Annotated in this window: 20 protein-coding genes and 1 pseudogene; 8 read left to right on the top strand and 13 right to left on the bottom strand. The window is 31.7% G+C overall.

Annotation, left to right across the window (positions count from 1 at the left end; all coding sequences use genetic code 11):
- Positions 1-155 precede the first annotated feature (155 nt).
- Entirely contained in the window at positions 156-2,207 is a 2,052-nt protein-coding gene (locus HZR23_RS12690) for a YgiQ family radical SAM protein (RefSeq protein WP_132848054.1), read from the bottom strand.
- A gap of 464 nt (positions 2,208-2,671) precedes the next feature.
- Here HZR23_RS12690 and HZR23_RS17610 point away from each other — a divergent pair, with 464 nt between their 5' ends.
- The 5 genes and pseudogenes from HZR23_RS17610 (at position 2,672) to HZR23_RS17245 (ending at position 3,933) form a co-directional block, all read left to right on the top strand.
- A complete protein-coding gene (locus HZR23_RS17610) occupies positions 2,672-2,926 on the top strand; it encodes a catalase (RefSeq protein WP_279229883.1) in 255 nt (84 codons plus the stop codon).
- A 79-nt stretch (positions 2,927-3,005) separates the two neighbouring features.
- Positions 3,006-3,254, top strand: a pseudogene (locus HZR23_RS17925) (catalase); the annotation flags it as partial.
- A 12-nt stretch (positions 3,255-3,266) separates the two neighbouring features.
- Positions 3,267-3,548 (top strand): catalase-related domain-containing protein, encoded by a 282-nt coding sequence (locus tag HZR23_RS17920; RefSeq protein ID WP_243098192.1) that lies wholly within the window; start codon positions 3,267-3,269, stop codon positions 3,546-3,548.
- Between the two features lies 1 nt (position 3,549).
- Positions 3,550-3,747 carry a hypothetical protein gene (locus HZR23_RS17250; RefSeq protein ID WP_243098184.1) on the top strand — a complete coding sequence of 66 codons (198 nt, stop codon included), beginning with the start codon at positions 3,550-3,552 and terminating at the stop codon, positions 3,745-3,747.
- A 48-nt stretch (positions 3,748-3,795) separates the two neighbouring features.
- The gene (locus tag HZR23_RS17245) at positions 3,796-3,933 is read left to right on the top strand and encodes a type 1 glutamine amidotransferase family protein (protein ID WP_243098185.1); all 138 of its coding nucleotides are present in this window, start codon (positions 3,796-3,798) and stop codon (positions 3,931-3,933) included.
- A 400-nt stretch (positions 3,934-4,333) separates the two neighbouring features.
- Here HZR23_RS17245 and HZR23_RS12680 read toward each other — a convergent pair whose 3' ends face one another.
- The 9 genes from HZR23_RS12680 to HZR23_RS12640 all read right to left on the bottom strand — a co-directional run bounded on the left by HZR23_RS12680 (position 4,334) and on the right by HZR23_RS12640 (position 14,464).
- Positions 4,334-6,808 (bottom strand): EAL domain-containing protein, encoded by a 2,475-nt coding sequence (locus tag HZR23_RS12680; protein WP_132848055.1) that lies wholly within the window; start codon positions 6,806-6,808, stop codon positions 4,334-4,336.
- A 71-nt stretch (positions 6,809-6,879) separates the two neighbouring features.
- Positions 6,880-7,416, bottom strand: coding sequence for a phosphohydrolase (locus HZR23_RS12675; protein ID WP_132848056.1), 537 nt, complete (start codon positions 7,414-7,416; stop codon positions 6,880-6,882).
- A gap of 142 nt (positions 7,417-7,558) precedes the next feature.
- Positions 7,559-9,430, bottom strand: a complete 1,872-nt coding sequence (gene htpG, locus HZR23_RS12670; RefSeq protein ID WP_132848057.1) for a molecular chaperone HtpG — start codon at positions 9,428-9,430, stop codon at positions 7,559-7,561.
- 118 nt (positions 9,431-9,548) lie between these two features.
- On the bottom strand, positions 9,549-9,842 hold the full coding sequence (gene hgcB / locus HZR23_RS12665; RefSeq protein WP_132848058.1) for a mercury methylation ferredoxin HgcB: 294 nt from the start codon (positions 9,840-9,842) through the stop codon (positions 9,549-9,551).
- Between the two features lie 19 nt (positions 9,843-9,861).
- Positions 9,862-10,962 (bottom strand): mercury methylation corrinoid protein HgcA, encoded by a 1,101-nt coding sequence (gene hgcA / locus HZR23_RS12660; RefSeq protein ID WP_132848059.1) that lies wholly within the window; start codon positions 10,960-10,962, stop codon positions 9,862-9,864.
- A 27-nt stretch (positions 10,963-10,989) separates the two neighbouring features.
- The gene (locus HZR23_RS12655) at positions 10,990-11,439 is read right to left on the bottom strand and encodes a MarR family winged helix-turn-helix transcriptional regulator (RefSeq protein ID WP_132848060.1); all 450 of its coding nucleotides are present in this window, start codon (positions 11,437-11,439) and stop codon (positions 10,990-10,992) included.
- Positions 11,440-11,703: 264 nt separating this feature from the next.
- Positions 11,704-12,069 (bottom strand): arsenite efflux transporter metallochaperone ArsD, encoded by a 366-nt coding sequence (gene arsD, locus HZR23_RS12650; RefSeq protein WP_132848061.1) that lies wholly within the window; start codon positions 12,067-12,069, stop codon positions 11,704-11,706.
- Positions 12,070-12,349: 280 nt separating this feature from the next.
- Positions 12,350-13,027: a hypothetical protein gene (locus HZR23_RS12645; protein ID WP_132848062.1), complete on the bottom strand. Its 678-nt coding sequence runs from the start codon at positions 13,025-13,027 to the stop codon at positions 12,350-12,352.
- A gap of 348 nt (positions 13,028-13,375) precedes the next feature.
- Positions 13,376-14,464, bottom strand: coding sequence for a 6-phosphofructokinase (locus HZR23_RS12640; RefSeq protein WP_132848063.1), 1,089 nt, complete (start codon positions 14,462-14,464; stop codon positions 13,376-13,378).
- A 128-nt stretch (positions 14,465-14,592) separates the two neighbouring features.
- On the opposite strand from HZR23_RS12640, the gene HZR23_RS12635 reads away from it, so the two are divergent.
- Complete coding sequence (locus tag HZR23_RS12635) at positions 14,593-15,144, top strand: LemA family protein (RefSeq protein WP_132848064.1); 552 nt, start codon at positions 14,593-14,595, stop codon at positions 15,142-15,144.
- Positions 15,145-15,162: 18 nt separating this feature from the next.
- Positions 15,163-16,998 carry a DUF2207 domain-containing protein gene (locus tag HZR23_RS12630; protein WP_132848065.1) on the top strand — a complete coding sequence of 612 codons (1,836 nt, stop codon included), beginning with the start codon at positions 15,163-15,165 and terminating at the stop codon, positions 16,996-16,998.
- A gap of 75 nt (positions 16,999-17,073) precedes the next feature.
- Here HZR23_RS12630 and HZR23_RS12625 read toward each other — a convergent pair whose 3' ends face one another.
- Positions 17,074-17,616: a DJ-1 family glyoxalase III gene (locus HZR23_RS12625; RefSeq protein WP_132848066.1), complete on the bottom strand. Its 543-nt coding sequence runs from the start codon at positions 17,614-17,616 to the stop codon at positions 17,074-17,076.
- 370 nt (positions 17,617-17,986) lie between these two features.
- Here HZR23_RS12625 and HZR23_RS12620 point away from each other — a divergent pair, with 370 nt between their 5' ends.
- The gene (locus HZR23_RS12620; protein ID WP_165913653.1) at positions 17,987-19,768 is read left to right on the top strand and encodes a methyl-accepting chemotaxis protein; all 1,782 of its coding nucleotides are present in this window, start codon (positions 17,987-17,989) and stop codon (positions 19,766-19,768) included.
- A gap of 255 nt (positions 19,769-20,023) precedes the next feature.
- Here HZR23_RS12620 and HZR23_RS12615 read toward each other — a convergent pair whose 3' ends face one another.
- Complete coding sequence (locus HZR23_RS12615; RefSeq protein ID WP_165913654.1) at positions 20,024-20,395, bottom strand: NusG domain II-containing protein; 372 nt, start codon at positions 20,393-20,395, stop codon at positions 20,024-20,026.
- 279 nt (positions 20,396-20,674) lie between these two features.
- Positions 20,675-22,471, bottom strand: a complete 1,797-nt coding sequence (locus HZR23_RS12610; RefSeq protein ID WP_330571403.1) for a flavocytochrome c — start codon at positions 22,469-22,471, stop codon at positions 20,675-20,677.
- Positions 22,472-22,473 lie beyond the last annotated feature (2 nt).

Below are 22,473 nucleotides of genomic sequence, written 5' to 3'. Positions count from 1 at the left end.
GCCTTAAAATGAAAACTTAATATTTTCCTATTTCTCTTAATCACTTAAAGGTCTTCACTAAATAGATATTAAAATAAGTTTTAAATATAACTGATCAAAAAAATAAAGAACCAACATATGATTCCTTATTTTTATAATGTTTAATTGAAATTATCTTATCTTCGCTTACCTTTATTTGATTTATTAGGTACACTACTCTTCTTATTATCTGTTCTTTGGTTTGTACCTTTTGTCGTAGCACTGCTTCTACTATTCTTATTTTTGTTATCTCTAGATTTATCTCTATTTCTATCGTCTTTTTTGTTATTACTTCTATCTTTTACGTTATTATCTTTCTTATTTCTAGATTTTGAGGATGAACTATCCTTCGTTGTTTTACCCTTTCCTCTATAGTTATTGTCATCAGAATCTGAAGGTTTCCTAGGTCTTATTAAACATTCTTTTCCAAAGCCTATTAAATCCCTTCTATTTGCTTTAATAAGTGCTTCGTAAACTAAATCGTAGTTTTGAGGCTTCCTATATTGAATTAGAGCTCTTTGCATTGCTTTCTCATGTGGTGTTTTAGGTACATATACTTTTTCCATAGTTCTAGGATCTAATTCCGTATAGTACATACAGGTTGATAAAGTACCCGGCGTTGGATAAAAATCCTGTACTTGCTCAGGCATATAACCTAAGTCCCTTAAGTATTCAGCAAGCTCAATTGCTTCCTTAAGTGTTGAACCTGGGTGACTAGACATTAGATATGGAACTAGGAATTGATTCATTTCTAGATCTTCATTAATCTTTTTATATTTCTTTACAAACTTATCATAAACTTCCCTTTTCGGTTTCCCCATTTTATTAAGAACTTCTTCAGAAATATGCTCCGGTGCCACCTTAAGCTGTCCACTTATATGGTGCTTACATAATTCTTTAAAAAACTCATCATTTTTATCATGGATTAAGTAGTCATATCTTAGACCTGACCTAATAAAAACTTTTTTCACATTTGGAAGTTTTCTAAGATTTCTTAGAAGTTTCAAATAATCCTTATGGTCAATTTTTAATTTACTACATGGATTTGGGAATAAACAAAGCTTATCTTTACAAACCCCATGCTTTACCTGTTTATCACATGCCCTATCCCTAAAATTTGCAGTTGGCCCACCTACATCATGAATATATCCTTTAAACTCAGGATCCCATATCATTTTCTCTGCTTCCGATATAATTGATTTATGGCTCCTAGATTGAACAACTCTTCCTTGGTGGAATGTTAATGCACAGAAGTTACAGCTACCAAAACAACCCCTATTACTTGTAAGACTAAATTTAACTTCCTTTATTGCTGGTATTCCTCCCATTGACTCGTAAATAGGATGATAGGTTCTCATATATGGTAAAGAATATACATTGTCTAGCTCTGACTGACTCATAGGCTCGTGGGGTGGATTTTGTACAACAAAAAAGTTATTATATGGCTCAATCAGTGGTTTTCCAACAATTGCATCCATATTGTTATATTGAAGCATAAAACTCTCCGCATATTTCTTTTTAGATTCTAATATTTCATCATAATGGGGAAGCATAATTGGTTTATAAGCTCTATCCTTATCCTTCGTTTTATAAACAGTACCCTTTACAAAAGTTATTTCATTAACGGGTAGTCCACTTTCTAGAGCTTCAGCTATTTCTATTATTTGACGCTCTCCCATTCCATAAACTATTAAGTCTGCCTTAGCGTCTAATAGTAATGACCTTCTGACTTTGTTTGTCCAATAATCATAATGGGCAAAACGTCTTAGGCTAGCTTCTATTCCACCAAGGATTATTGGTACATCGCTATATGCTTCCTTAACTCTATGGGAATAAACTAGTGATGCTCTGTCAGGTCTATACCCAGACTTTCCACCTGGTGAATATAAGTCATCGTTTCTTGTCTTTTTCGATACTGTGTAATGGTTCACCATCGAATCTATATTTCCAGCTGTTATTAAAAATCCAAGTCTAGGTTTACCTAAACTCTTAAATCCTTCATTGTTTTGCCATGGTGGCTGTGCTATAATACCAACTTTATATCCTCTATTTTCAAGTATTCTTCCTATGACTGCTGCTCCAAATGAGGGGTGATCAACATAGGCATCACCAGAAACAAGAACAAAATCCAGTTGGTCCCAGCCTCTCTCTCTCATATCATCCTTACTTATCGGTAAAAATTTAGACATAATTTATCATCCTTATATGTATGTTTATTTATTATTTATAATTTCCCTTTTTAAGTAATTATACCACAGTATAGCATACTGCTTTTCACAAATACTTAAAACTTATGTACTCACATCCAACTATTATAGCATAATGAGAGATTATAAGTATAAATACTTATTTTAAATTTTGGTAATTTCCTGTTCCACCCATTTAATTCAAAGTATAGGATATATTTACCAAAGCATACTTAAATGAAGTGGAAAACTATGCTATGGGCTGTAAAATATGAATAAAAATCAACCACAAAACAATATTGAAGCAAACGAAAAACAAAGAATGAACAGCTACATGCATATACAGTTAATCATAGTGGTACTAAGCTTACTACTAATCAAGCCGTTAAAGTATCAAATACGGACGATTCTTAAAAGCACATGATACTTTCTGGGACTTCGTTGTTAACACACCAGAAACCGCCCATATGATAATGTGGCTATTATCCAATAGGGCTATACGTCGAATCTATAGAATGATGGAATGTTTTGGAGTAAACACATTTAGATTTGTAAACGAACAGAGTAAAGCAAGATTTGTTAAATTTCATTGGAAACCATTCTTAGGTGTTCACTCTCTTGTATGGGACGAAGCCCAAAAGTTAGCTGGTAAAGACCCTGACTATCATCGTAGAGTTATTTATGACGCGATAAATAATGGAGACTACCTGAGTATGAATTAGGAGTACAGTTGATAGAGAAGAAGATGAATTAAATTTTGATTTCGATATTTTAGATCCAAACTAATTTTTCCCAGAAGAAATCATTCCTGTAAAAATAATTGGTAAACTAACATTAAATAAAAATGTAGACAACTTATTTGCAGAAACTGAACAAGTTGCATTCCATCCTAGACACGTTGTACCAGGCATAGACTTTAGTAATGACCCATTATTACAGGGTAAACTTTTTTCATACTTATATACTCAACTAATTCGTTTAGGTGGTACAAATTCCCATGAGATCCCTATAAACAAACCTATTGCTCCAATACATAACAATCAACGTGATGGATACAATCACATGACAATAGACCGTGGACGAGTAAGTTATTCTAAAAATTCTATTCAAGCAAATGACCCTAAACCAGCCTCAGAGGCTCAAGGTGGATATATACACTATCAAGAGTCAGTACATGGACGTAAGATTCGTGAAAGAAGTGACAGCTTTATGGATAACTTTAGTCAAGCTACTATCTTTTGGAATAGTATGTCTTGTGCTGAGAAGCAACATATTATTGAATCCTTTCACTTTGAAGTTGGAAATGTACAAGATATGCAGAAGATAAAAGAACGGGTAGGTTGAAATGTTTAATAATGTAGATGGACAGCTAGCTCAGCAGATTGCAATGGGAATAGGTGTTAACCCTCCCGCAGCACTAAATAATAGCATTATAACCATTAAGTCGCCAGCAGTCAGTCAGGAAAATACTATAAGGGTTACTCAAACAAGAAAAATTATAGTCCTTGCTGAAAATGGTTTTAATTCAAATGAATTATCCTAGTTTATGTCACTAATCAACGCCAGTGGAATAAACGCAAATATTATAAGTATGAAATTAGGTATGTTAACAGGCTTAGATAGAGAGAAACATGAAGTTAACAAAACATATATAACAGCATGCTCGATTTTATATGATGGTGTTTTTATACCAGGTGGTCAACAAAATGTAAATACACTAAAGTCCTAAGGTGATACCTTACACTTTTTAAATGAAGCATTTAAGTACGCTAAAACCATTGGTGCATTAAATGAGGGTGTAGATGTTGTAATCACTGGCTCCTCCATAAAGGCAGTAACTTTATAAGAACCTGAAAGCAAATCGCAAGTTGTATTTGACTCAGGCTTAGTTACTTCAAGAGATATAACTGATATGAGTAGTTTTACAACAGAATTTATTAACGCAATTGCACAGCATCGTCATTGGGCAAGACAAACAAATAAAGATATGATACCTACATAAAAGTTATCTTCAATTTTAAAAGGAAGCTTTAATAGATATTCTTCCTTTTCATATGTTTTGATACTTAATAAACATTTGCTAAGTATTTAAACAGTATTACATTGTTTTTCTTAATACTTAATAAGTTCTATGAGACAATCATTTCCGAATCATTAACCGACATTATCTTTTCTAGATCATCTCCGAGCATCGGTCTATAGAAGTAATATCCCTGTATACCATCACAAAGATTATCCTCTAAAAATTCTAATTGCTCTTTTGTTTCAACGCCTTCTGCAATAACCTCTAAGCCCAAACTTTTACCTAAGATAATCATTGCTTTAATTATCGCTTCATCTTTTTCATTATTACCTATGCCTCTTACAAATTCCATCGCAATTTTAATCTTATCTAAAGGCAAGGTCTTTAAATAATTTAAAGAAGAATACTCTGTTCCAAAATCATCAATAGAAATAGTTACTCCTAGGCACTTTAGTTGTTCTAATGTCCTAATAACATACTCACTGTCCTTCATGAAAATTCTTTCTGTTACCTCAATATCTAAATGGGACGGGTTAATACCTGTTTCATTTAATATATTCTCTATTTGAATTACTATACTGTTATTTACAAATTGATTAACTGATAAGTTTACTGCAATTGGTACATCTAAAATTCCCTTATCTAGCCACTCTTTCTTTTGTCTACAGGCGGTTCTTAGCACCCATTCGCCAACTGCCACAATAAGTCCAGTTTTTTCAGCAATTGGAATAAAGTGTTTAGGACTAATGAATCCAATCTGAGGATGATACCATCTAATTAGTGCTTCAACTCCGATAATCTCACCAGTTATTGTATTGACCTGGGGTTGATAGCATAGTATTAGCTCATCTCTATCTAAAGCTTGATATAAGTAATTTGTAAGCTTCATCTCCTCATAAACTGAGTTTTTCATAAAATAGTCACAAAACTGATATTTATTTTTGCCTAACTCCTTTGATTTGTACATAGCTATATCCGCATTTTTTATAAGTGAGTCAGCATCTTTGCCATCAGTTGGATACATTGCTATTCCTATACTTGCAGTAATATATATTTCATTGTTATTAAATTTAAATGCCTGTTTTATTGCTTCTAAAACCTGTTCCGCTACTTCCTTTGTATAATTTTCATCAACGGGCCCACTTAATAGTATTATAAATTCATCTCCACCAACTCTAGCAACAATATCAACATCCCTTAAAATTAGCTGTAGTCTAGATGAAACAATTTTTAAAAGTTCATCTCCCCAAGTATGACCAAATGTGTCATTTACCATCTTAAATAAATCTAAGTCTAGAAAAAGTACAGATAAAGAAAAACTATTCTCCTGTGCTTCTAATATAGCCTTTTTTAGCCTTTCATTAAAGAACGTCCTGTTCGGTAAACCTGTTAAATGATCATTGAGTGCAAGTTTTCTGATTTCCCTTTCCATTTTAATACGTTTTACTACTTCTCTTTCTAACTCGACATTTGCATTTCTAAGTTCAATTGTTCTTTCGTGCACTCTTTTTTCTAGATGGTCATATGCCCCTTTTAATTTCTTTTGATAGTTCTTTATTTTTGATATGTCTTGAAAAATACAAACTGAACCTAACTTATCTCCCCATTCATCCTTTAAAGTTGATAGAGAAAATAAAACGGGAATAGGAGTTCCATCTTTCCTTATCAATTTCAGTTCAAAGCTACTGTAGTCATCATCTAGTAACATCTGCTTAATATCCCCAAATATAATTTCAATATCACTGTTTAATAACTCATTCTCCCTATATCCGAGGAGGTTGCTAGCCCCTTCATTCGTATCTACTATTATATTATTACGATTTACAACTAAAACACCATCTGCCATAGTTTTTAGTACACCAAGTAAAACATTTTGTGGATTTAGACTCATTAACTTATATCTCTTAATTGAATACCATATGCCACTAACAGGAATAAGCATCAATATAATTGCAATAGACGGAAGTAAAGCAATTCCTAAACTAGGTAGTATTATGTCGGTTATAGACCCAAATAGTGTAACTAAAACAAGTGAAAATATAATAATTCTGGCTTGATATTTTTCACGCTTTATCTTTGTGTTTTTCGACCAGTTCCAAAGTAAACCTACACTTAAAATAATATATGTAATACAGTATATAGAATGAAATTGGTTATATATAAACCCACCATCAGTGTTAATAAAAGCCCAACCTAGCTTTATCGGCACAATCTCTGCGGTTGTTATTGGCTTCACATACACATTTATATAGATTGTTATTAAAGAAGGTATATAAATTAATATATAATACATAGCATTTTTTAAATATTTATCTTTATTACATAGAACTATAAAAAAATGTAGCATCATACTATAAAATGAGCCCCAGAAGAAAGCAGAATATGTTCTCAGAAGAATGGCTGTTTCTACATCCGTTACATGATTAATTAGGGCAAAAACAAAGGCCCAAATTGAAAGATTAATACAACATACAAAGAAAAGCTTATTTAATCTATTTTTATAATCGTTTCTATATATCGTAGTACCTATACAAGCATATATAATACTACAAAGAAAAAACATACCTGTTAGTAATATCATTTTGTCCTCCCTAGTAAATTATCTAGTAAATTATCTAGTTAATAATTAAATACAAAAGACTACTTAAGTAGTCAATTGCAAAGTTTATAGAAAATTTTTAAATATTCGTCCTCAATCTCTTGAAAACCTTTTAAAGAAAAATCATGCTTTAACGCGATAGGAGGCTCTAGTTCAAATATTTTTACACCCATTAGTTCTTTAAACTCGTAATGTAATATTGTATCATCTATCTCCTCAATAATTTTAAAATCTTCTATTGTTAATTTATCTAAATTATATTTTTCATAGATGACCCTCTGAACTTGTCCTTCAATTATTAAATATTCAGGCAAGTGTCTTTTTACAGGTCTAGTAATGTCCGAAATATAGGCTTCACTAGCATCATGAAGTAGACATCCTAATTGAACCTCAGTCGAATATCCTTTTTCTCTAGCCTCCTTATAGCAATTTATACAATGTTGTCCTACAGAATAAAAATGTTTAAAATGTCCATTCGCTCTCGTCATTAAAGACAAGGCATGGGCGATATCTTTAATATCTATTAATTGTTCCTCAGGTGTTATAGGGTTAAATCTCTTTTTTGTAAAAGTTGTTATATAACTTGACATATTTCATCCTCGCATTTATATATAGTATACTTTACTATTCTATAAAATCAAAATTAAATCCTTCTTGAAATAAGAAAAACTATTAAAAAATAAAAAACCACTATTAAACTTTAGTAAATTCAATAGTGGTTTTTAACTAACCTTATGACATTAATTTGCAAATATTATTTGTAAATTCAACTGGATCATTTATTGGTAAACCTTCAATTAAAAGTGCTTGATTATATAGTACAGTTGTATATACCTTTAGCTTTTCTTTATCATTTATAAAAGCATCCTGTAAAGCCTTGAACACTTCGTGATTAACATTAATTTCTAATATTTTTTCAGCCTTTACTTCCTGGCCTGTTGGCATTGCACGTAAAACCTTTTCCATTTCAATAGAGATTTCACCTTCACTAGCTAGACATACAGGGTGATTTTTTAATCTTTTTGAAGGTCTTACGTCTTTTATCTTTTCAGATAAAAGTTCTTTCATATATTCAAATACTTCTTTATTTTCATTTCCTTCATTTTCTTCCTTGTCTTTACTTTCAATGCCTAGGTCTCCACTTGAAACTGACTTAAATTCCTTCTCTTTATAATTCATTAATATGTTTATTGCAAATTCATCTACATCATCAGTAAAATATAATATTTCATAGCCTTCCTCATTTAAAAATTCAGTTTGAGGCATTTTATCTATTCTTTCAATAGAATCTCCAGAGGCATAATAAATGTATTTTTGATCTTCTTTCATTCTTTCTACGTATTCATCTAAAGTTACCATTTTCTTTTCTTTTGAAGAGTAGAACATTAATAAATCTTGAAGAGTTTCTTTATGTTGCCCAAAATCTGTATAAACCCCATATTTTAGCTGTCTTCCAAAACTTTTATAAAACTCTTCATACTTTTCTCTTTCCTCTTTTTGAAGGAAAATTAATTCACTTTTTATTTTTTCTTTTATTCTCTTAGCAATTATTTTTAGTTGTCTATCATGTTGAAGTAGCTCTCTAGAAATATTTAATGATAAATCCTCAGAGTCCACCATTCCTTTTACAAAGCTAAAATAATCTGGAACTAGCTCACCGCATTTATCCATAATTAGTACTCCATTAGAATAGAGCTCTAAACCTTTTTCATATTCCTTAGTATAAAAATCAAATGGCATTTTTTCTGGAATATATAGGATAGCGTTATATCTAACTGCCCCATCAGCACTGATGTGAACATAGGATAATGGTTTATCATACCCATAATGCTTCTCTGTGTAAAAGTTTTCATAGTCTTCCTTAGTTAGCTCATTTTTATTTTTACGCCATATAGGAATCATGCTATTTATAACTTTTATTTCTTTTATCTCATCATATTGATTCTTAGATCCTTCCTTAAGCTTTCTCTTAGTTACCTCCATTTTAATAGGGTATCTGATAAAATCTGAGTATTTTTTAATAATAGAGCCTAATCTATACTCTTCTAAAAACTCATCATAAAATTCATCTTCTGTATTTTCTTTGATTTTTAATATTATTTCTGTACCGACAGACTCTTTTTCAACAGGCTCAACAGTATAACCCTCTGCCCCCTCAGACTCCCATTTATAAGCTTGATCACTACCTAATGCTTTAGTTACTACAGTTACAGATTCTGCTACCATAAATGCTGAGTAAAATCCAACACCAAACTGCCCAATAATATCAAATCCATCTTTTAATTCGTTTTCTTTTTTAAATGCGAAGGAACCACTTTTCGCAATAACACCTAAATTTTCCTCAAGCTCTTCTTTAGTCATACCTATTCCAGTATCAAGTACTGATAAAGTTCTATTATCTCTATCAGCTGTAATCATTATGTAATAATCATCTTTGTTAAATGTAATATTTTCATCTGTTAATGCCCTATAATACATTTTATCAATAGCGTCACTGGAATTAGAAATAAGTTCTCTAAGAAATATTTCCTTGTGAGTATAAATAGAGTTAATCATTAGATCTAATAATCGTTTAGATTCAGCTTTAAATTCTTTTTTTATCATATCCATTCTCCTTCCATAGAAACGTTTCGTTAAGTTTATTAGCACTCTGCGAATAAGAGTGCTAATAATAATTTACCAAACTTATCATATTTGTCAATAGTTTTATTGCAAATTTTCATCAACAACAATCTATCTCATCACTACAACCGCAATCCGGCTCTCTACCTGTTATCTTCCCAACTATGATTGCATATGCACACCCAACTCCAGATTTAACATCAATTGCAGCTACTGGACAATTTTTTGCACAAGCCCCACACTCCATACATTTATCCTTATTATGTATCTGGACCTTCTTATCACTAGTAGTAAATACTTCATGAGGACAAACATTAATACACATATTACACCCTATACATTGGTTTACATCTAAAGATAATGTTACAACATTTTTTAAATATTTATGCTCCACAAGTTTCACCATCCTTATTTTATACTATACTACCTAAAATTAATAGGAAAATACCTACTACCATACTAATTGCAATTGATGGTATAGCTATTTTCATTTCTTTCATTACTCCAGAGAAGGATGTGTAGGTTGATGAGCCTGTAAAGTTAACGGCTACAAATGCAGATAAGGACGGGAAAATTAACATATAGCTAAGTTGTCTTAGTATACCCATCATTGAATTGTTTACAGCTAATAAAAGCAATACCCATGATAGTCCTAATAACCAACCCTTAAAGGCAAAGGATTTCCCTGGTATCCAGGGTAAAAGAAGTGGCACTATTATACATCCTATTGTTAATGCCCCAATATATCCACACAAATCAATTACAGAAAAAAGTTCAATGCTAAAAAAAGTATTAGTGAGTAAATTCAAAGAAAATGCCGTACTTATTATATAGATAGATGGTTTTATTAAATTTACTATCTCAATTGGAGTTAAAATTAATCTATCAAAAATATTAAAATTAACCTTCCTCATTTGTGGCGTTGCAACCAGATTATTCTTTAAAAATTCTTTTATATCTGAAGCCCTGACAGGTCCGTATATTACCTTAAAACCAGTCCTTTTGTACACTTCATGGGCGGAGATACCAGGTGCACCTAGTTGAGGTAAAATTATAGTTCTGTGAGAAACAAGTTCTAACAACCTAGTACTTTTGATCTTACTTACAAGCTCATCGGTTCCGAAAGTTCCTTTACCAGCAGCACACCATACATTAACTCCTTTTGTGTCCAAAACTAATATCCAAGCATCTTTATCACTTAATTCTTTTCTCAACATATCAAAACTCATCTTATAGTTTGCAGTAACGAGTACTGGGGATTTGTCATCTGGATTTCCAATACAATATATACCTGGATCAACTTTGTAATTCATCCTATTTATTCCCCAGCGAACCTTCCAAGAGTAAATTGTGTCAAAAATAGTCAGCTTAGTTGAAACCTGCAACACTTTACAAATTGGTGTATAAATTTCGCCGACAATCCAGTGTCTATTTGGATTTTGAAAACTTAAACTACTGTCTATTTCTTTTTCATTAGAACAGCACTTATCTTTATTTCTTTCTAATTCCCACATTTATACCCCCCTTTTCAAAATAACCTATTATTTACAACAATCATTTATTTTAATTGATTTCAACAGAATTTCTAAACTCTCAATGACCTGATCCCTTTTCTTTTCTGGTATAGTTTCATACACCTTCTTAAAATATTCATTCATCTCACTCTCAATCCCCTCAAAAAGTCCATAGCCCTTTTCCTCTAAAGAAATAGTGACATACCTTCTATCCTTAGGGTTTATATCTCTTTTAGCATACCCATTATCTACTAGGCCATTTACTGTTCTACTCATAGTACTATTATCTAAATCTAATATATTGGCTAATTCATTTAATGAAATATTCTCTGCTCTACCAATCTCTACTAACGCATGACACTGAGCCATCGTAATTCCACAGCAAGTAATTTCATTTGCCTTTAATGCTCCAAGATTTCTTTCAAAGATTCTTATTATTTCCCTAAGTTTTTCATAAGCTTTTATATCTTTCAACATTAATCACCTCCTACAATAATTATATTATGCAATAATTGTATTTTGCAACTATATTTATAAAAATATAACCAAAAAATAGTAAAATATTTTTTGAATCTCAACTTAGCTTTGATTCTTACTTAGGCATAGTATACTTATATTTAAATCATTTTAATGCCTATCTAAATACAAAAAAATATTAGGTAGGGCTAGTACCATTCTAACCCTACCATTTTAACTAATAATATTCTTCATTAATTTAAGGCATTTATCTATTACTAGACCCTAATGCCCACATTTTAAACTGCATGCTTCACAGGATTTTTTAGCTGGCATAAGATTATGCTCAGTCACATGTAGAAAATCACAAAACTCTAGATCAGTTGGATACTCTTTTGTTTTAACAACCTCACCATCTACTACAGTCACTGGGAGAGCATCAACACCCTCTTTATTAATTATTTCATTAATTAATTTATTATCGATAAACATTTGAGGGCTGCTAGTTAAGTTATATCTTTCAACAATAATTCCATTACTTTTTAAATTATTTATAACTGTCGTAACTCTTAACAGTTCTTCATCTACAGATGGGCCACAAACCCCAGTAGAACAACACATTGCAGGTTCAAAAATAATCATTTTCTTCATATAAACCTCTCCTTTTTAATCTTAATTAAACTTTTTATATGTTATATAGATGATTATCTATATCTATAACCATAGACTATTATTTTATTCCAGTCAATATCTTCTAATCAGTTCTATTTAATATACGTTATTATATTTAACAAATATATATCCAAATAAACTGAAATTAATTATATTATACATTACAAGTAAAGAATTAAAGAGCCAAGAGAAATTCACTTCATTACTCCAGGCCCTTTCCAATAAAGGAGGCTACTTGCAGTTTTCAAAATTAAACACTCTAAATAAAAAGATCACTCATATTGTTACTTTTTTTGACCATACTATCTTTTAATTCCTCTAATATTTTAACAATTTGCCAATAGGATGCGAACTCACTCTTAGGTATTCTACAATTCCTAGAAATCTCTTTGATATCCTTTAGCGTATAATCTACCACGTTATTTTCAATTTCAATTTCATTCAGTAACTCACTCATACAACTATGTTCAAAACAGGGCATACAATCGAATTTATTGATATTTGTCCCTATCAGCTTTTGTTCTTTCTCCATAGCCTGCTGCAGGGCATTTTGTAATTTAATTATTTTATCATTAATACTCATTAAATTATTTGGTTCTGGTCCACTAGTTTCCAACGCATGACTTAACAAATTACAAACTTCATGGAGCTTACAACATATAGAATTATTATGATTATTTATAATATTATCTGCAATCTGGCATGGTGACATTTCCATGAATTTAAATGCATCGCATTTTTTAGAATCTTTGTTGTATATATTATTTAGTTTTTCTAGTACTTCACATTTATCAAGTTTTTTCTGCTCAATTACATCTCCTAAAGTAATATACTCATATATATAAGAATCTATTTCGTACTCCATAAATAATTTATCTGCCTCGGGTATTATAGCTACAATCTCTCCAATAGTCTGAGATGAATTGAATTTTTGCATTATTATGACCTCCTATAATTATGCTATGTAGCTTCACGATAAAAATGATTATTATATGAATACCCAATATTTATAATTACTAACTATATTTTTTAAATTTTCTAAATAACTTACATTATTGATTATACTTGCTCTGAAAGCAGAAAACTGTACACTTCATTGTATAAATACGCAAGCCTTAAAATACAAAAGGCTATACTTGTAGTTATAACTATCAATATAGCCTTTTTTATCCTTATGTTAGTTATTTTGAGTTCAGAAAACTAAAAATAATTATTAGTTTAAACTACTGTACTTTACAACTCTCAAGTCTAAGTTAACATAAGTAGTTTATAGTAGACTTCTTTTCTAATCATCTCCAAAGGATAGCCCAATATCTCTACTTGTCTTAATTAAAGGATCATCTAAACTTACAAACTTTGTTCCTTTTACATCTTTTAGAGAAATACTACCAATTTTATTATCTTTTATAACAACCATTTCATTTTCCTTACGGTCAAATATTAATTCAGCTGCTTTCGCTCCTAGTTGGGTAGCAAAAACCCTATCAAAGCTATTTGGTGATCCACCCCTTTGTAAATGACCTAAAATAGTTGCTCTAGTTTCTACACCAGAATAAGCCTCTATAGCACTAGCCAACCAATTACTAATGCCACCTAGACGTGGTATATTAAATACGTCTACACCTATGCCCCTTTTTATCATCTGTTCACCGGATAATGTTTTTGCACCTTCTGATACAATTATTAAACTGAAAGTCTTTCCTCTACTTATCCTGTCTTTTATCTTTTTATCAATTGATTCTAGACTATATTCAATTTCTGGTATAATTATTATATCAGCACCACCAGCTATACCTGCATGAAGAGCTATCCAACCAGCATCTCTTCCCATTACCTCTAGAAGCATTACCCTATGATGAGATTCCGCTGTACTGTGAAGCCTATCCAAAGCATCTGTTGCAATATCAACTGCACTAGAAAACCCAAAAGTCATATCTGTCCCAACAATATCATTGTCTATAGTCTTTGGTACCCCAATAATTTTAATGCCGGTTCTAGCAGATAGCTCAGATGCTAATCTCATAGAACCATCTCCACCAATAACAACTAAGTATTCTAATTTATGAAAATCACAGTTTTCAATTATAACCTTAGACATATCCGAATATTTCTCTTCCCCATTTATTTTTTGCTTAAAGTTAAATGGGTTGTCCCTGTTTGTTGTTCCAAGAATTGTACCTCCTCTAGACAAAATTCCTGATACGCTATCATAATCTAGATTTATGTATCTATTTTCAATCAATCCCTTAAAACCATCTTTAAAACCTATTACTTCATGTCCATGGTTTACAGATGATTTTGTAATTGCTCTAATTACCGCGTTTAGTCCTGGACAATCCCCACCACCTGTTAATACTCCAATTTTCATTTTCATATATATCCTCCATCAGTCTTTTAAAATTTTGTTTATTTATCAAATATTATGCTACAATGATATTGGGTATATATACCCCAAAAATTACATATTAATTATTTGAAAAAATTTATTTAGGAGGACTTACTATGATTTTTATACCTATTATTCTACTTGTTCTTGTTGCAGTTTGGTTGATTAGTACATATAACGGTTTCGTTGTACTCAAAGAGAGAACAAATAATGCTTGGTCTCAAGTTGAAATTCAATTGAAAAGACGATATGATTTAATCCCTAATCTTGTTAACACAGTAAAGGGCTATGCCACCCATGAAAGGGGCACTTTTGAAAAAATTACACAGGCAAGAACCGCAGCTATGGGTGCCCAATCTATAACTGATTTATCTATTGCAGAAAATCAACTTTCTGGCACACTTAAAACTCTTTTTGCAGTGGCTGAAAATTATCCTGAATTAAAGGCTGACTCAAATTTTAAGGAATTACAACAAGAGTTAAGTAATACCGAAAGCAAAATTGCTTTTTCACGTCAATTCTATAATGATACAGTTCAAAAATACAATGTGAAAGTAAAAGTTTTTCCAAATAGCATTCTAGCAGGCATGTTCAACTTTTATCAATTAGAATATTTTAATCTTGAAGATGAAAAAGAGGCAAGAAAATCCATAAAAGTAGAGTTTTAATAAGAAAGGAAAACCATTATGAGTAACAGTAAAAAAATATTTAGATTATTTTCATTAATCGTTTTTCTTTTTATTTATTCTTCAAATATTGCTTATGCAAATCGTTCTCTAAGTATTGATAAAGTTTATATTAATGTTGAAATCTTAAAAGATGGAACTATGGTCATTCAAGAAGAACGTCAAATTACTTTCAATGGCCAATATAACGGTTTCTTTCAAGAGGTAGATAAGGATAAAGGGGTTAATATTAAAGATATCAGAGTTTTAGAAAATGGTATTCCTTACGAATTTAATCCTACTACCACCTATGGCCCACCTGGTACATATCTCGTAAGAGATCAATTAAATTTAGTGCATATTGATTGGAGTATTGATGCCCTAAACGAAACTAGAACATTTGTAGTTGAATATATAGTAGAAAATCAACCGAAAATACATAAAGACATAGGTGAGCTATATTATAAGTTTATTGGCGAATGGGATGACCCTCAATACAATGTTACAGTGCTTTTAACTCTGCCGGAAGATTCTAACAGTAACGACTTAAGAGCTTGGGGGCATGGTCCATTAACTGGTGAGGTAACTATTTTAAATAATAGAGAGATTTTATGGCAAGTAGATAAACTTCCAAGTAATGCTTTTTTAGAGGGTAGAGTAACGTTTACACCTGAAATAATTGATAATGCAAAATTATATACTAGTATAGATGCACTCCCTGAAATCCTTGAGCAAGAACAACGTTGGGCTAATCAAGCAAATAGAGAGAGGTTTATATCAAGAGTTGATATCTTTTTAGCTATGTTTGTTTTATTAGGTACAATCATTATAAGCTTTTGGCTTAGACGCAAATATGCTAGACCATATCTAACTACTTTTGATGGAGAATATTATCGTGAACTCCCTGCTGATTACTCCCCTGCTGAACTTGGTGTTCTTCTTCGTAAGGGTAAGCCTAATACAGATGACTTTACAGCAACAATTATCCATCTTGCTTTAAGAGGTTATATTAGACTAGATGAATATTCATTAGAAAAAAAATCTTTGTTTTCTAAAAAAAGCGAATCAGACTTTAAAATAACCAGGCTTGAAAAATCAGATTCATTACAAACTCATGAAAAAAAAGCTTTGGATTTTATCTTTGAAGAAATATCTAAAGATTATAATCACGTAACCTTTAATGATATAGAAAACTACGCAAAAAATAAGCCAAAAAGATTTCTAGGTTTTTGGCAGAGTTGGGTTGATGGATTAGGATATACAGGGAAAACATATAATTTCTTCGATGATGGAACTAGTAAAGGGACTATAATCGGTGTAATAACTGGTATTTTTATGTTTTTCATAGGTATAGGAAGTGTTATAGTTCTATCAACTATTTTTAGTGGTATAGCATTGATTTTAACTAGTTTTGTTGTAGTTCTGGTAGCAATAACCTTGAACCGTAGAAGTCAAAAGGGCGAGGAAGATTTTGTACGATGGATGGCTTTTAAAAGGTTTTTATTACATTTCTCGGAAATGAATAAACACGAACTACCTTCCCTAGTAATTTGGGAGCATTACATGGTTTATGCTATTACTCTAGGTGTTGCTAAAGAAGTTATTAAACAACTCCAAATCCTATTCCCTAACCTTCAGGAGGGAAATCATCACTTTGGATATGGCTGGTACTACTATAGGGGCACATCTGTAGGCTCATTCAACTCCCTAACAAATAGCTTTAGTACTCTAACTACAAACCTCAATAATTCAATTAATACAGCCATAAGTAAAAGCTCATCCGGTACTGGTTCTGGAGGAGGATTTTCGAGCGGTGGTGGTTTTGGTGGCGGTGGAGGCCGTGGTGGTGGACGCTAATAAAATATATATTTAAACATAGTTAAAGGATGCTAAAGCATCCTTTTCTTCATATCCCTTTTTTATATTTTTTTATTATACTATCATACCAATTTTGAGTTCGTCTACTTTACTAATATTAATTAAATATTCAACAATAGCAAAGGAAAACTCCATTGCTACACCTGGTCCTCTAGCTGTAAGAATGTTATTATCTAATACCACCCTATCCTCTAAATATGTACATGAACCCATTTCATTATTAAATCCAGGATAACTTGTTGCATTTTTTCCTTCTATTACCCCTGCTCTTTCCAAAACAATAGGTGCAGCACAAATTGCGGCAATCAGCCCTCCCATCTCATTCATTTCTTTAACAATTTTAATAACCTTCTCATTATCTCTTAGATTAGCAGAACCAGGCATTCCACCTGGTAAAACTACACCGTCAAACTGTGATATATCTATATCATTAATTGGTTTGTCTGCCTTAACAATTATATTATGCGAACCACATACATCAAGATTGTCTAGTGATGCCGTAACAACATTAATGCCACCCCGCCTTAATACATCAATACATGTAATGCCTTCTATTTCCTCAAATCCATCTGCCATTAACAATAATATACTCTTCATAAGAACCTCCTATTGAATTTTTCTAATATCTAATTTAATTATATCCTTGTTTAACTTATATAAGCAAAAATAATCTTACATATAAGCATAAAAAATACTTTTATTCGACATAATGTGACCTTTCTTTATGGTTATATATGATAATATATATAAATTAATATAAATTAATATAAATTAATATATTAATCTATATATTACTGAGTATAGACTTTTGTTTAATCAAGTGATTATAGCTAATTTTGAGATAGTAGAACTTAAATTGGGGGTGTTCAATTAAATAAATATACACAATTTTAACAATAAATACCTATAAAGTATACAATCTATGTGCTATTATTTTAATCAATCTAAAATGTTAGGGGTGTTATTTTTGAAATCGTTAAAAGGAAAAATTACGCTAAACTTTATTATTGTTATTACAATATTAGTTGTAGCAGGCTTTTTTGGAACTCAGATGGCTACTACTAAACTAAAAATGGACTTTATCAACAGCTACAAAACATCACTTTTACTTGATTATGATGAAATGATTAAATCTCAAGTTCAATCAAGTGTTGCTATCTTAGAATATTTTTATAATTTACAACAAGCAGGTGAGCTTTCTGAAGATGAAGCAAAATATCAAGCAAAAGAAACAATTAAATCAATGAGGTATGGCACCGAAGGTTACATGTGGATAGATAGTTTAGATTACACTCTTATTGGCCACCCTATGGTTCCAGACAAAGAAGGAACAACACGCTTTGAAGTTAAAGATCCTGATGGAAATTTTGTTATTCAAAATATAATTAATGCTGTCAAAGATCCTAATCAAAATGGATTTACAGAATATCTATGGGAAAAACCTCAAGATGTAGGCACAGGAAATCTAACGGTTAAGCGTGCATACTCAGAATTATTTACTCCTTGGCAATGGGTTGTTAGTACTGGTAATTACGTTGATCATTTAGACAATACAGTGCATAACAGAACTGTAGAAATTGAAAAAAATATTAATGCTGTTATCTATACAGTATTATCAGTTTTATTAGTTCTAGCCCTTATTTCTTATGTTGTAGCTATGCTACTAAGTAAAAATTTATCAGCACCATTAGAAAAAATATCTTCTTCAATTATTGAAAACGAAGATGGTAGCATTTCTATTAAGCCTATTGAAATAAATTCGTCAGACGAAATTGGACAAGTCGCTAATAAACTTAGTATATTAGTTGAACAAATAAAAACACAACTAGATAGTACTGGCAATATATCTCATAACATAGAAGAACTATCAAGAAACTTTTTAGCTTCTCTAAATAATAGTAAAAATGCCATATCTGAAGTTTCATTTGCTGTTGAATCTATTTCTAGTGGAGCATCAGAACAGGCCATGGAAACTGAGAGAGGTGCAACTAGAGCTTTAGAATTAGGAGAAGCAATTAAAACCGAACAAGAACAACTATCATACCTAGTAAATGAAATCAATAATATTAAAAAAATCAAAGATGCTGGTTTATCAGTAATTGAAGATTTGAAGCTAAAGATGCAAGAAACAAATAAGTCTTCTAACAAGGTACTTGAAGCTGTTTCTACTACAAGCACATTTTCAGATAAAATTAGCTTTGCTAGCCAAACAATTTCAAATATCTCTGCACAAACTAATCTTCTAGCCCTAAATGCCAGTATTGAAGCTGCTAGAGCTGGAGATCATGGAAAGGGGTTTGCTGTCGTAGCTGAAGAAATTAGAAAACTAGCAGAACAATCAGCGGAATCGACCAAGGAAATTGAATCAACAATAAAAGAATTGCAACAGAAGTCATATTTTTCACTTAAAGTTATGGAGGAAACTGGAGTATCTTTACAAGAGCAAACTCAAGCTGCTGAAGCTTCAATGACTAATTTTAATTCTATAGCTAATGAGGTAGATAAAATTACTTCAAGAATTTCTTTGTTAGAAGCATCAAGCTCTACGGTATCAAGTATTAAAAATGAAATATTACAGGTTTTAGAAGGGCTATCTGCAACTGCTCAACAAAACTCTGCAGCTACCGAAGAAGTATCCGCAAGCCTAACGAATCAATTACATAACATTGAAGATATTAAAATGTCTAGCGAGCAGCTCACATATTTATCTGATAGTTTAAACGAACATATAAGTAAGTTTAAAATTTAAATAAACCTATTATATAAAAATAGACTCAGAACTAGATAAACTAGAGCTTGAGTCTATTTTTAGCAATCTACCATTCTTGCTGCTCAATAGAATTACTATTAATAATTTCTTAGAAATGCTACTCATAATACAAAAATAATTTAGATATTCAATCGGTATTAAGCAAACAGTAAAACAGTATTAAAAAGTCCCAGTTCAACTCCCAGTATCAGTGAAAGTTCAATTAATAGCCCGAATCCATTTATCTTTGTATTCTCAGTTCTTTACTCCATTCACCAATTCAATAGATACATTGTTTGGAAGACAAATAATCCACCCAGTCATGATTCGGGAATTTATGTTGTCCAAGTTAACTTCACCCTGTTGTAGACAATCCTTATTATCACAATTTGCATCACGCATAACTACACCATTTGCTTTAATTTCTATTTCATTATATTTACCTTCTCGATTAATCACCACAGTTTGAGGCTTCCCGAGGACGACTCTTTTATATTCATCACCATTTATATTAATATTGACATAGTCATATGCACTATCGCTTTGCCACATGGTCCTCATTTTAAATACACTTATAACTGACATAAAAAGTACAAAAATGATTATAAAGATATCTCCCTTTTTCATCTTTTCATCTCCCATAAGAACTTTAAAAACAGTCAACATGATGATTTTTTTCAAATTAAATAGAAATCACTTAAAACAATTAGGATACCAAAATATCTAGCTTCATATTGATTTTTTGTTCTAAGGCTTCTAAAAAAACAAATGAATCCAATGTGATAAACACTGAATTCATTTGTTTCCTATAAATATTTGTTGATCAAATCATGCAGGGCGGGGATTTACCCATGCAATCAACTATCTTGTATTCTATAATAAAGCTACTATAATTTATTAAACTACTTAACTATTTTTTTCTGCCGCACTTTGACCAGCAATTCTACCGAATACAGTTATATCAGCTAAGGCATTACCACCTAAACGATTACTTCCATGAATTCCACCAGTTACTTCTCCAGCTGCGTATAGTCCAGGGATTACTTCGCCACTTTTATTTAGCACCTGTGCATATTTGTTAATTTCTATTCCGCCCATAGTATGGTGAATTGTTGGCACACGAGGTGCTGCATAGAATGGTCCTTTTTCTATCGGAGCATCAAACAATGTTCTACCAAATTCATCTGGTCCCCCTGATTTTACAGCCTTATTAAACTCTTCAACTGATTTTACAAGATTTTTAGGATCAACATTAATTTTTCCAGCTAGCTCTTCAAGAGTATCACCTTTAAATGCTCTACCTTGTGCAATTAACTCTTCTATTGTTTCATTAAAGTTATTTCTAGTTTCTGGTGTTGGATAATTTATAGAATCAAGTACTATCCATAGGAAGGAGTCTTCCTGTTGTAATAAAGCCTTAGTCATAACATCCCTACGAGCACCTTCATCGACAAAACGATTACCAGATTTATTTACAAATATTCTATTTTCAACACCTTGTTCAATATTTCCACTTAAACTTCCTGTTTTTGGGTCTCCTAATGGTAGTAATTGTAGATTTTCTAAACCAATAAGATTTGCTCCAACAGCCTCTCCCATACGTAAACCGTCTCCTGTAGCCCCTGGATGGTTAGTCGTTTTAACATTTGCTAGTGAAGGCCAGGATTTATTATATTGCTCTACCATCTTACTATTAGCACCAAAACCACCAGTAGCTAAAACAACTCCATTATTTGCGTTTACAATAACTTCTCCCTTTAAACCTTTAGCTTTTACTCCAGTAATTTTACCTTCTACTACTATTAATTCAAGGGCTTCTGTATCCAGAAGTACTTCAATACCTTCATTTGAATTTATATAATTCTGATAAGTTTCAATAAAACCTGTTCCTAATGGACTTGATGGTTTATGGGCTCTTGGCCACAGTCCACCTAAAACAGTAAATACTTCAGCATTAAATTTCATTCCTAAGCTTTCAAGCCATTCAACCGCTGGATATGCATTTTCAACAAGTGTTCTTATTAACTCAGGATTTCCTAATTTGTCTCCACCTTCATAGGTTTGAGTAAAATGTTTGTCAACTGAATCTTCTATTCCTTGAGCAACCTGTCTTGGAGAACTAGCCGCATTAAATGCTCCACCAGATAGAATTGTATTCCCACCAAGTCTTGGCATCTTTTCAAGTACTATTACCTTTACACCATTTTGATGAGCGGATACAGCAGCTGCTAGACCTGCACCACCACCACCTATAACAACAACATCTGTTGTATACTCAGTAGTTTCGCCTATAACTGCTTCTCTATCCTTTCTAATACTTAATGCACTTATGTCTGCACCAGCTAGCTTAAGAGCTTCAGTTACCGCAGCTATAATTGCATTACTGGTAACCGTTGCGCCTGCAATTGCATCTACTGCTAAGGTTTGATCATTTACAATTGCTTTTGGCATTCTTTCTATTGCCGCATCTGTAATGTTAGGACTTTCTTTATGACTTAAAACTTTTATTTCTTTAATTTCGTATTTATCTACTGTAACCTCAACTGTAATGTCACCATTATGTCCGTCTGCTGATACCTTGTATGTACCTGCTTTGAATAATTCTGGGCCTTTTGATTCTGTAGGTTTTGACTGACAACCAACAATTGCAACAGCCATCATGATGCACAATAAAACTGAAATAATTCTCTTGAGTTTAAACATCT

The sequence above is a fragment of the Serpentinicella alkaliphila genome (assembly GCF_018141405.1).
Lineage (GTDB): Bacteria > Bacillota > Clostridia > Peptostreptococcales > Natronincolaceae > Serpentinicella > Serpentinicella alkaliphila.
Note: the sequence above shows the minus strand (reverse complement) of the source record. Positions and strands in the feature narration are given on the sequence as shown.

Coding starts and splice junctions, on each gene's coding strand:
- HZR23_RS12690 (WP_132848054.1), bottom strand. CDS start 2,207: ATGTCTAAATTTTTACCGATAAGTAAGGATGATATGAGAGAGAGAGGC.
- HZR23_RS17610 (WP_279229883.1), top strand. CDS start 2,672: ATGATAATGTGGCTATTATCCAATAGGGCTATACGTCGAATCTATAGA.
- HZR23_RS17920 (WP_243098192.1), top strand. CDS start 3,267: ATGACAATAGACCGTGGACGAGTAAGTTATTCTAAAAATTCTATTCAA.
- HZR23_RS17250 (WP_243098184.1), top strand. CDS start 3,550: ATGTTTAATAATGTAGATGGACAGCTAGCTCAGCAGATTGCAATGGGA.
- HZR23_RS17245 (WP_243098185.1), top strand. CDS start 3,796: ATGAAATTAGGTATGTTAACAGGCTTAGATAGAGAGAAACATGAAGTT.
- HZR23_RS12680 (WP_132848055.1), bottom strand. CDS start 6,808: ATGATATTACTAACAGGTATGTTTTTTCTTTGTAGTATTATATATGCT.
- HZR23_RS12675 (WP_132848056.1), bottom strand. CDS start 7,416: ATGTCAAGTTATATAACAACTTTTACAAAAAAGAGATTTAACCCTATA.
- htpG (WP_132848057.1), bottom strand. CDS start 9,430: ATGATAAAAAAAGAATTTAAAGCTGAATCTAAACGATTATTAGATCTA.
- hgcA (WP_132848059.1), bottom strand. CDS start 10,962: ATGTGGGAATTAGAAAGAAATAAAGATAAGTGCTGTTCTAATGAAAAA.
- HZR23_RS12655 (WP_132848060.1), bottom strand. CDS start 11,439: ATGTTGAAAGATATAAAAGCTTATGAAAAACTTAGGGAAATAATAAGA.
- arsD (WP_132848061.1), bottom strand. CDS start 12,069: ATGAAGAAAATGATTATTTTTGAACCTGCAATGTGTTGTTCTACTGGG.
- HZR23_RS12645 (WP_132848062.1), bottom strand. CDS start 13,027: ATGCAAAAATTCAATTCATCTCAGACTATTGGAGAGATTGTAGCTATA.
- HZR23_RS12640 (WP_132848063.1), bottom strand. CDS start 14,464: ATGAAAATGAAAATTGGAGTATTAACAGGTGGTGGGGATTGTCCAGGA.
- HZR23_RS12635 (WP_132848064.1), top strand. CDS start 14,593: ATGATTTTTATACCTATTATTCTACTTGTTCTTGTTGCAGTTTGGTTG.
- HZR23_RS12630 (WP_132848065.1), top strand. CDS start 15,163: ATGAGTAACAGTAAAAAAATATTTAGATTATTTTCATTAATCGTTTTT.
- HZR23_RS12625 (WP_132848066.1), bottom strand. CDS start 17,616: ATGAAGAGTATATTATTGTTAATGGCAGATGGATTTGAGGAAATAGAA.
- HZR23_RS12615 (WP_165913654.1), bottom strand. CDS start 20,395: ATGAAAAAGGGAGATATCTTTATAATCATTTTTGTACTTTTTATGTCA.
- HZR23_RS12610 (WP_330571403.1), bottom strand. CDS start 22,471: ATGTTTAAACTCAAGAGAATTATTTCAGTTTTATTGTGCATCATGATG.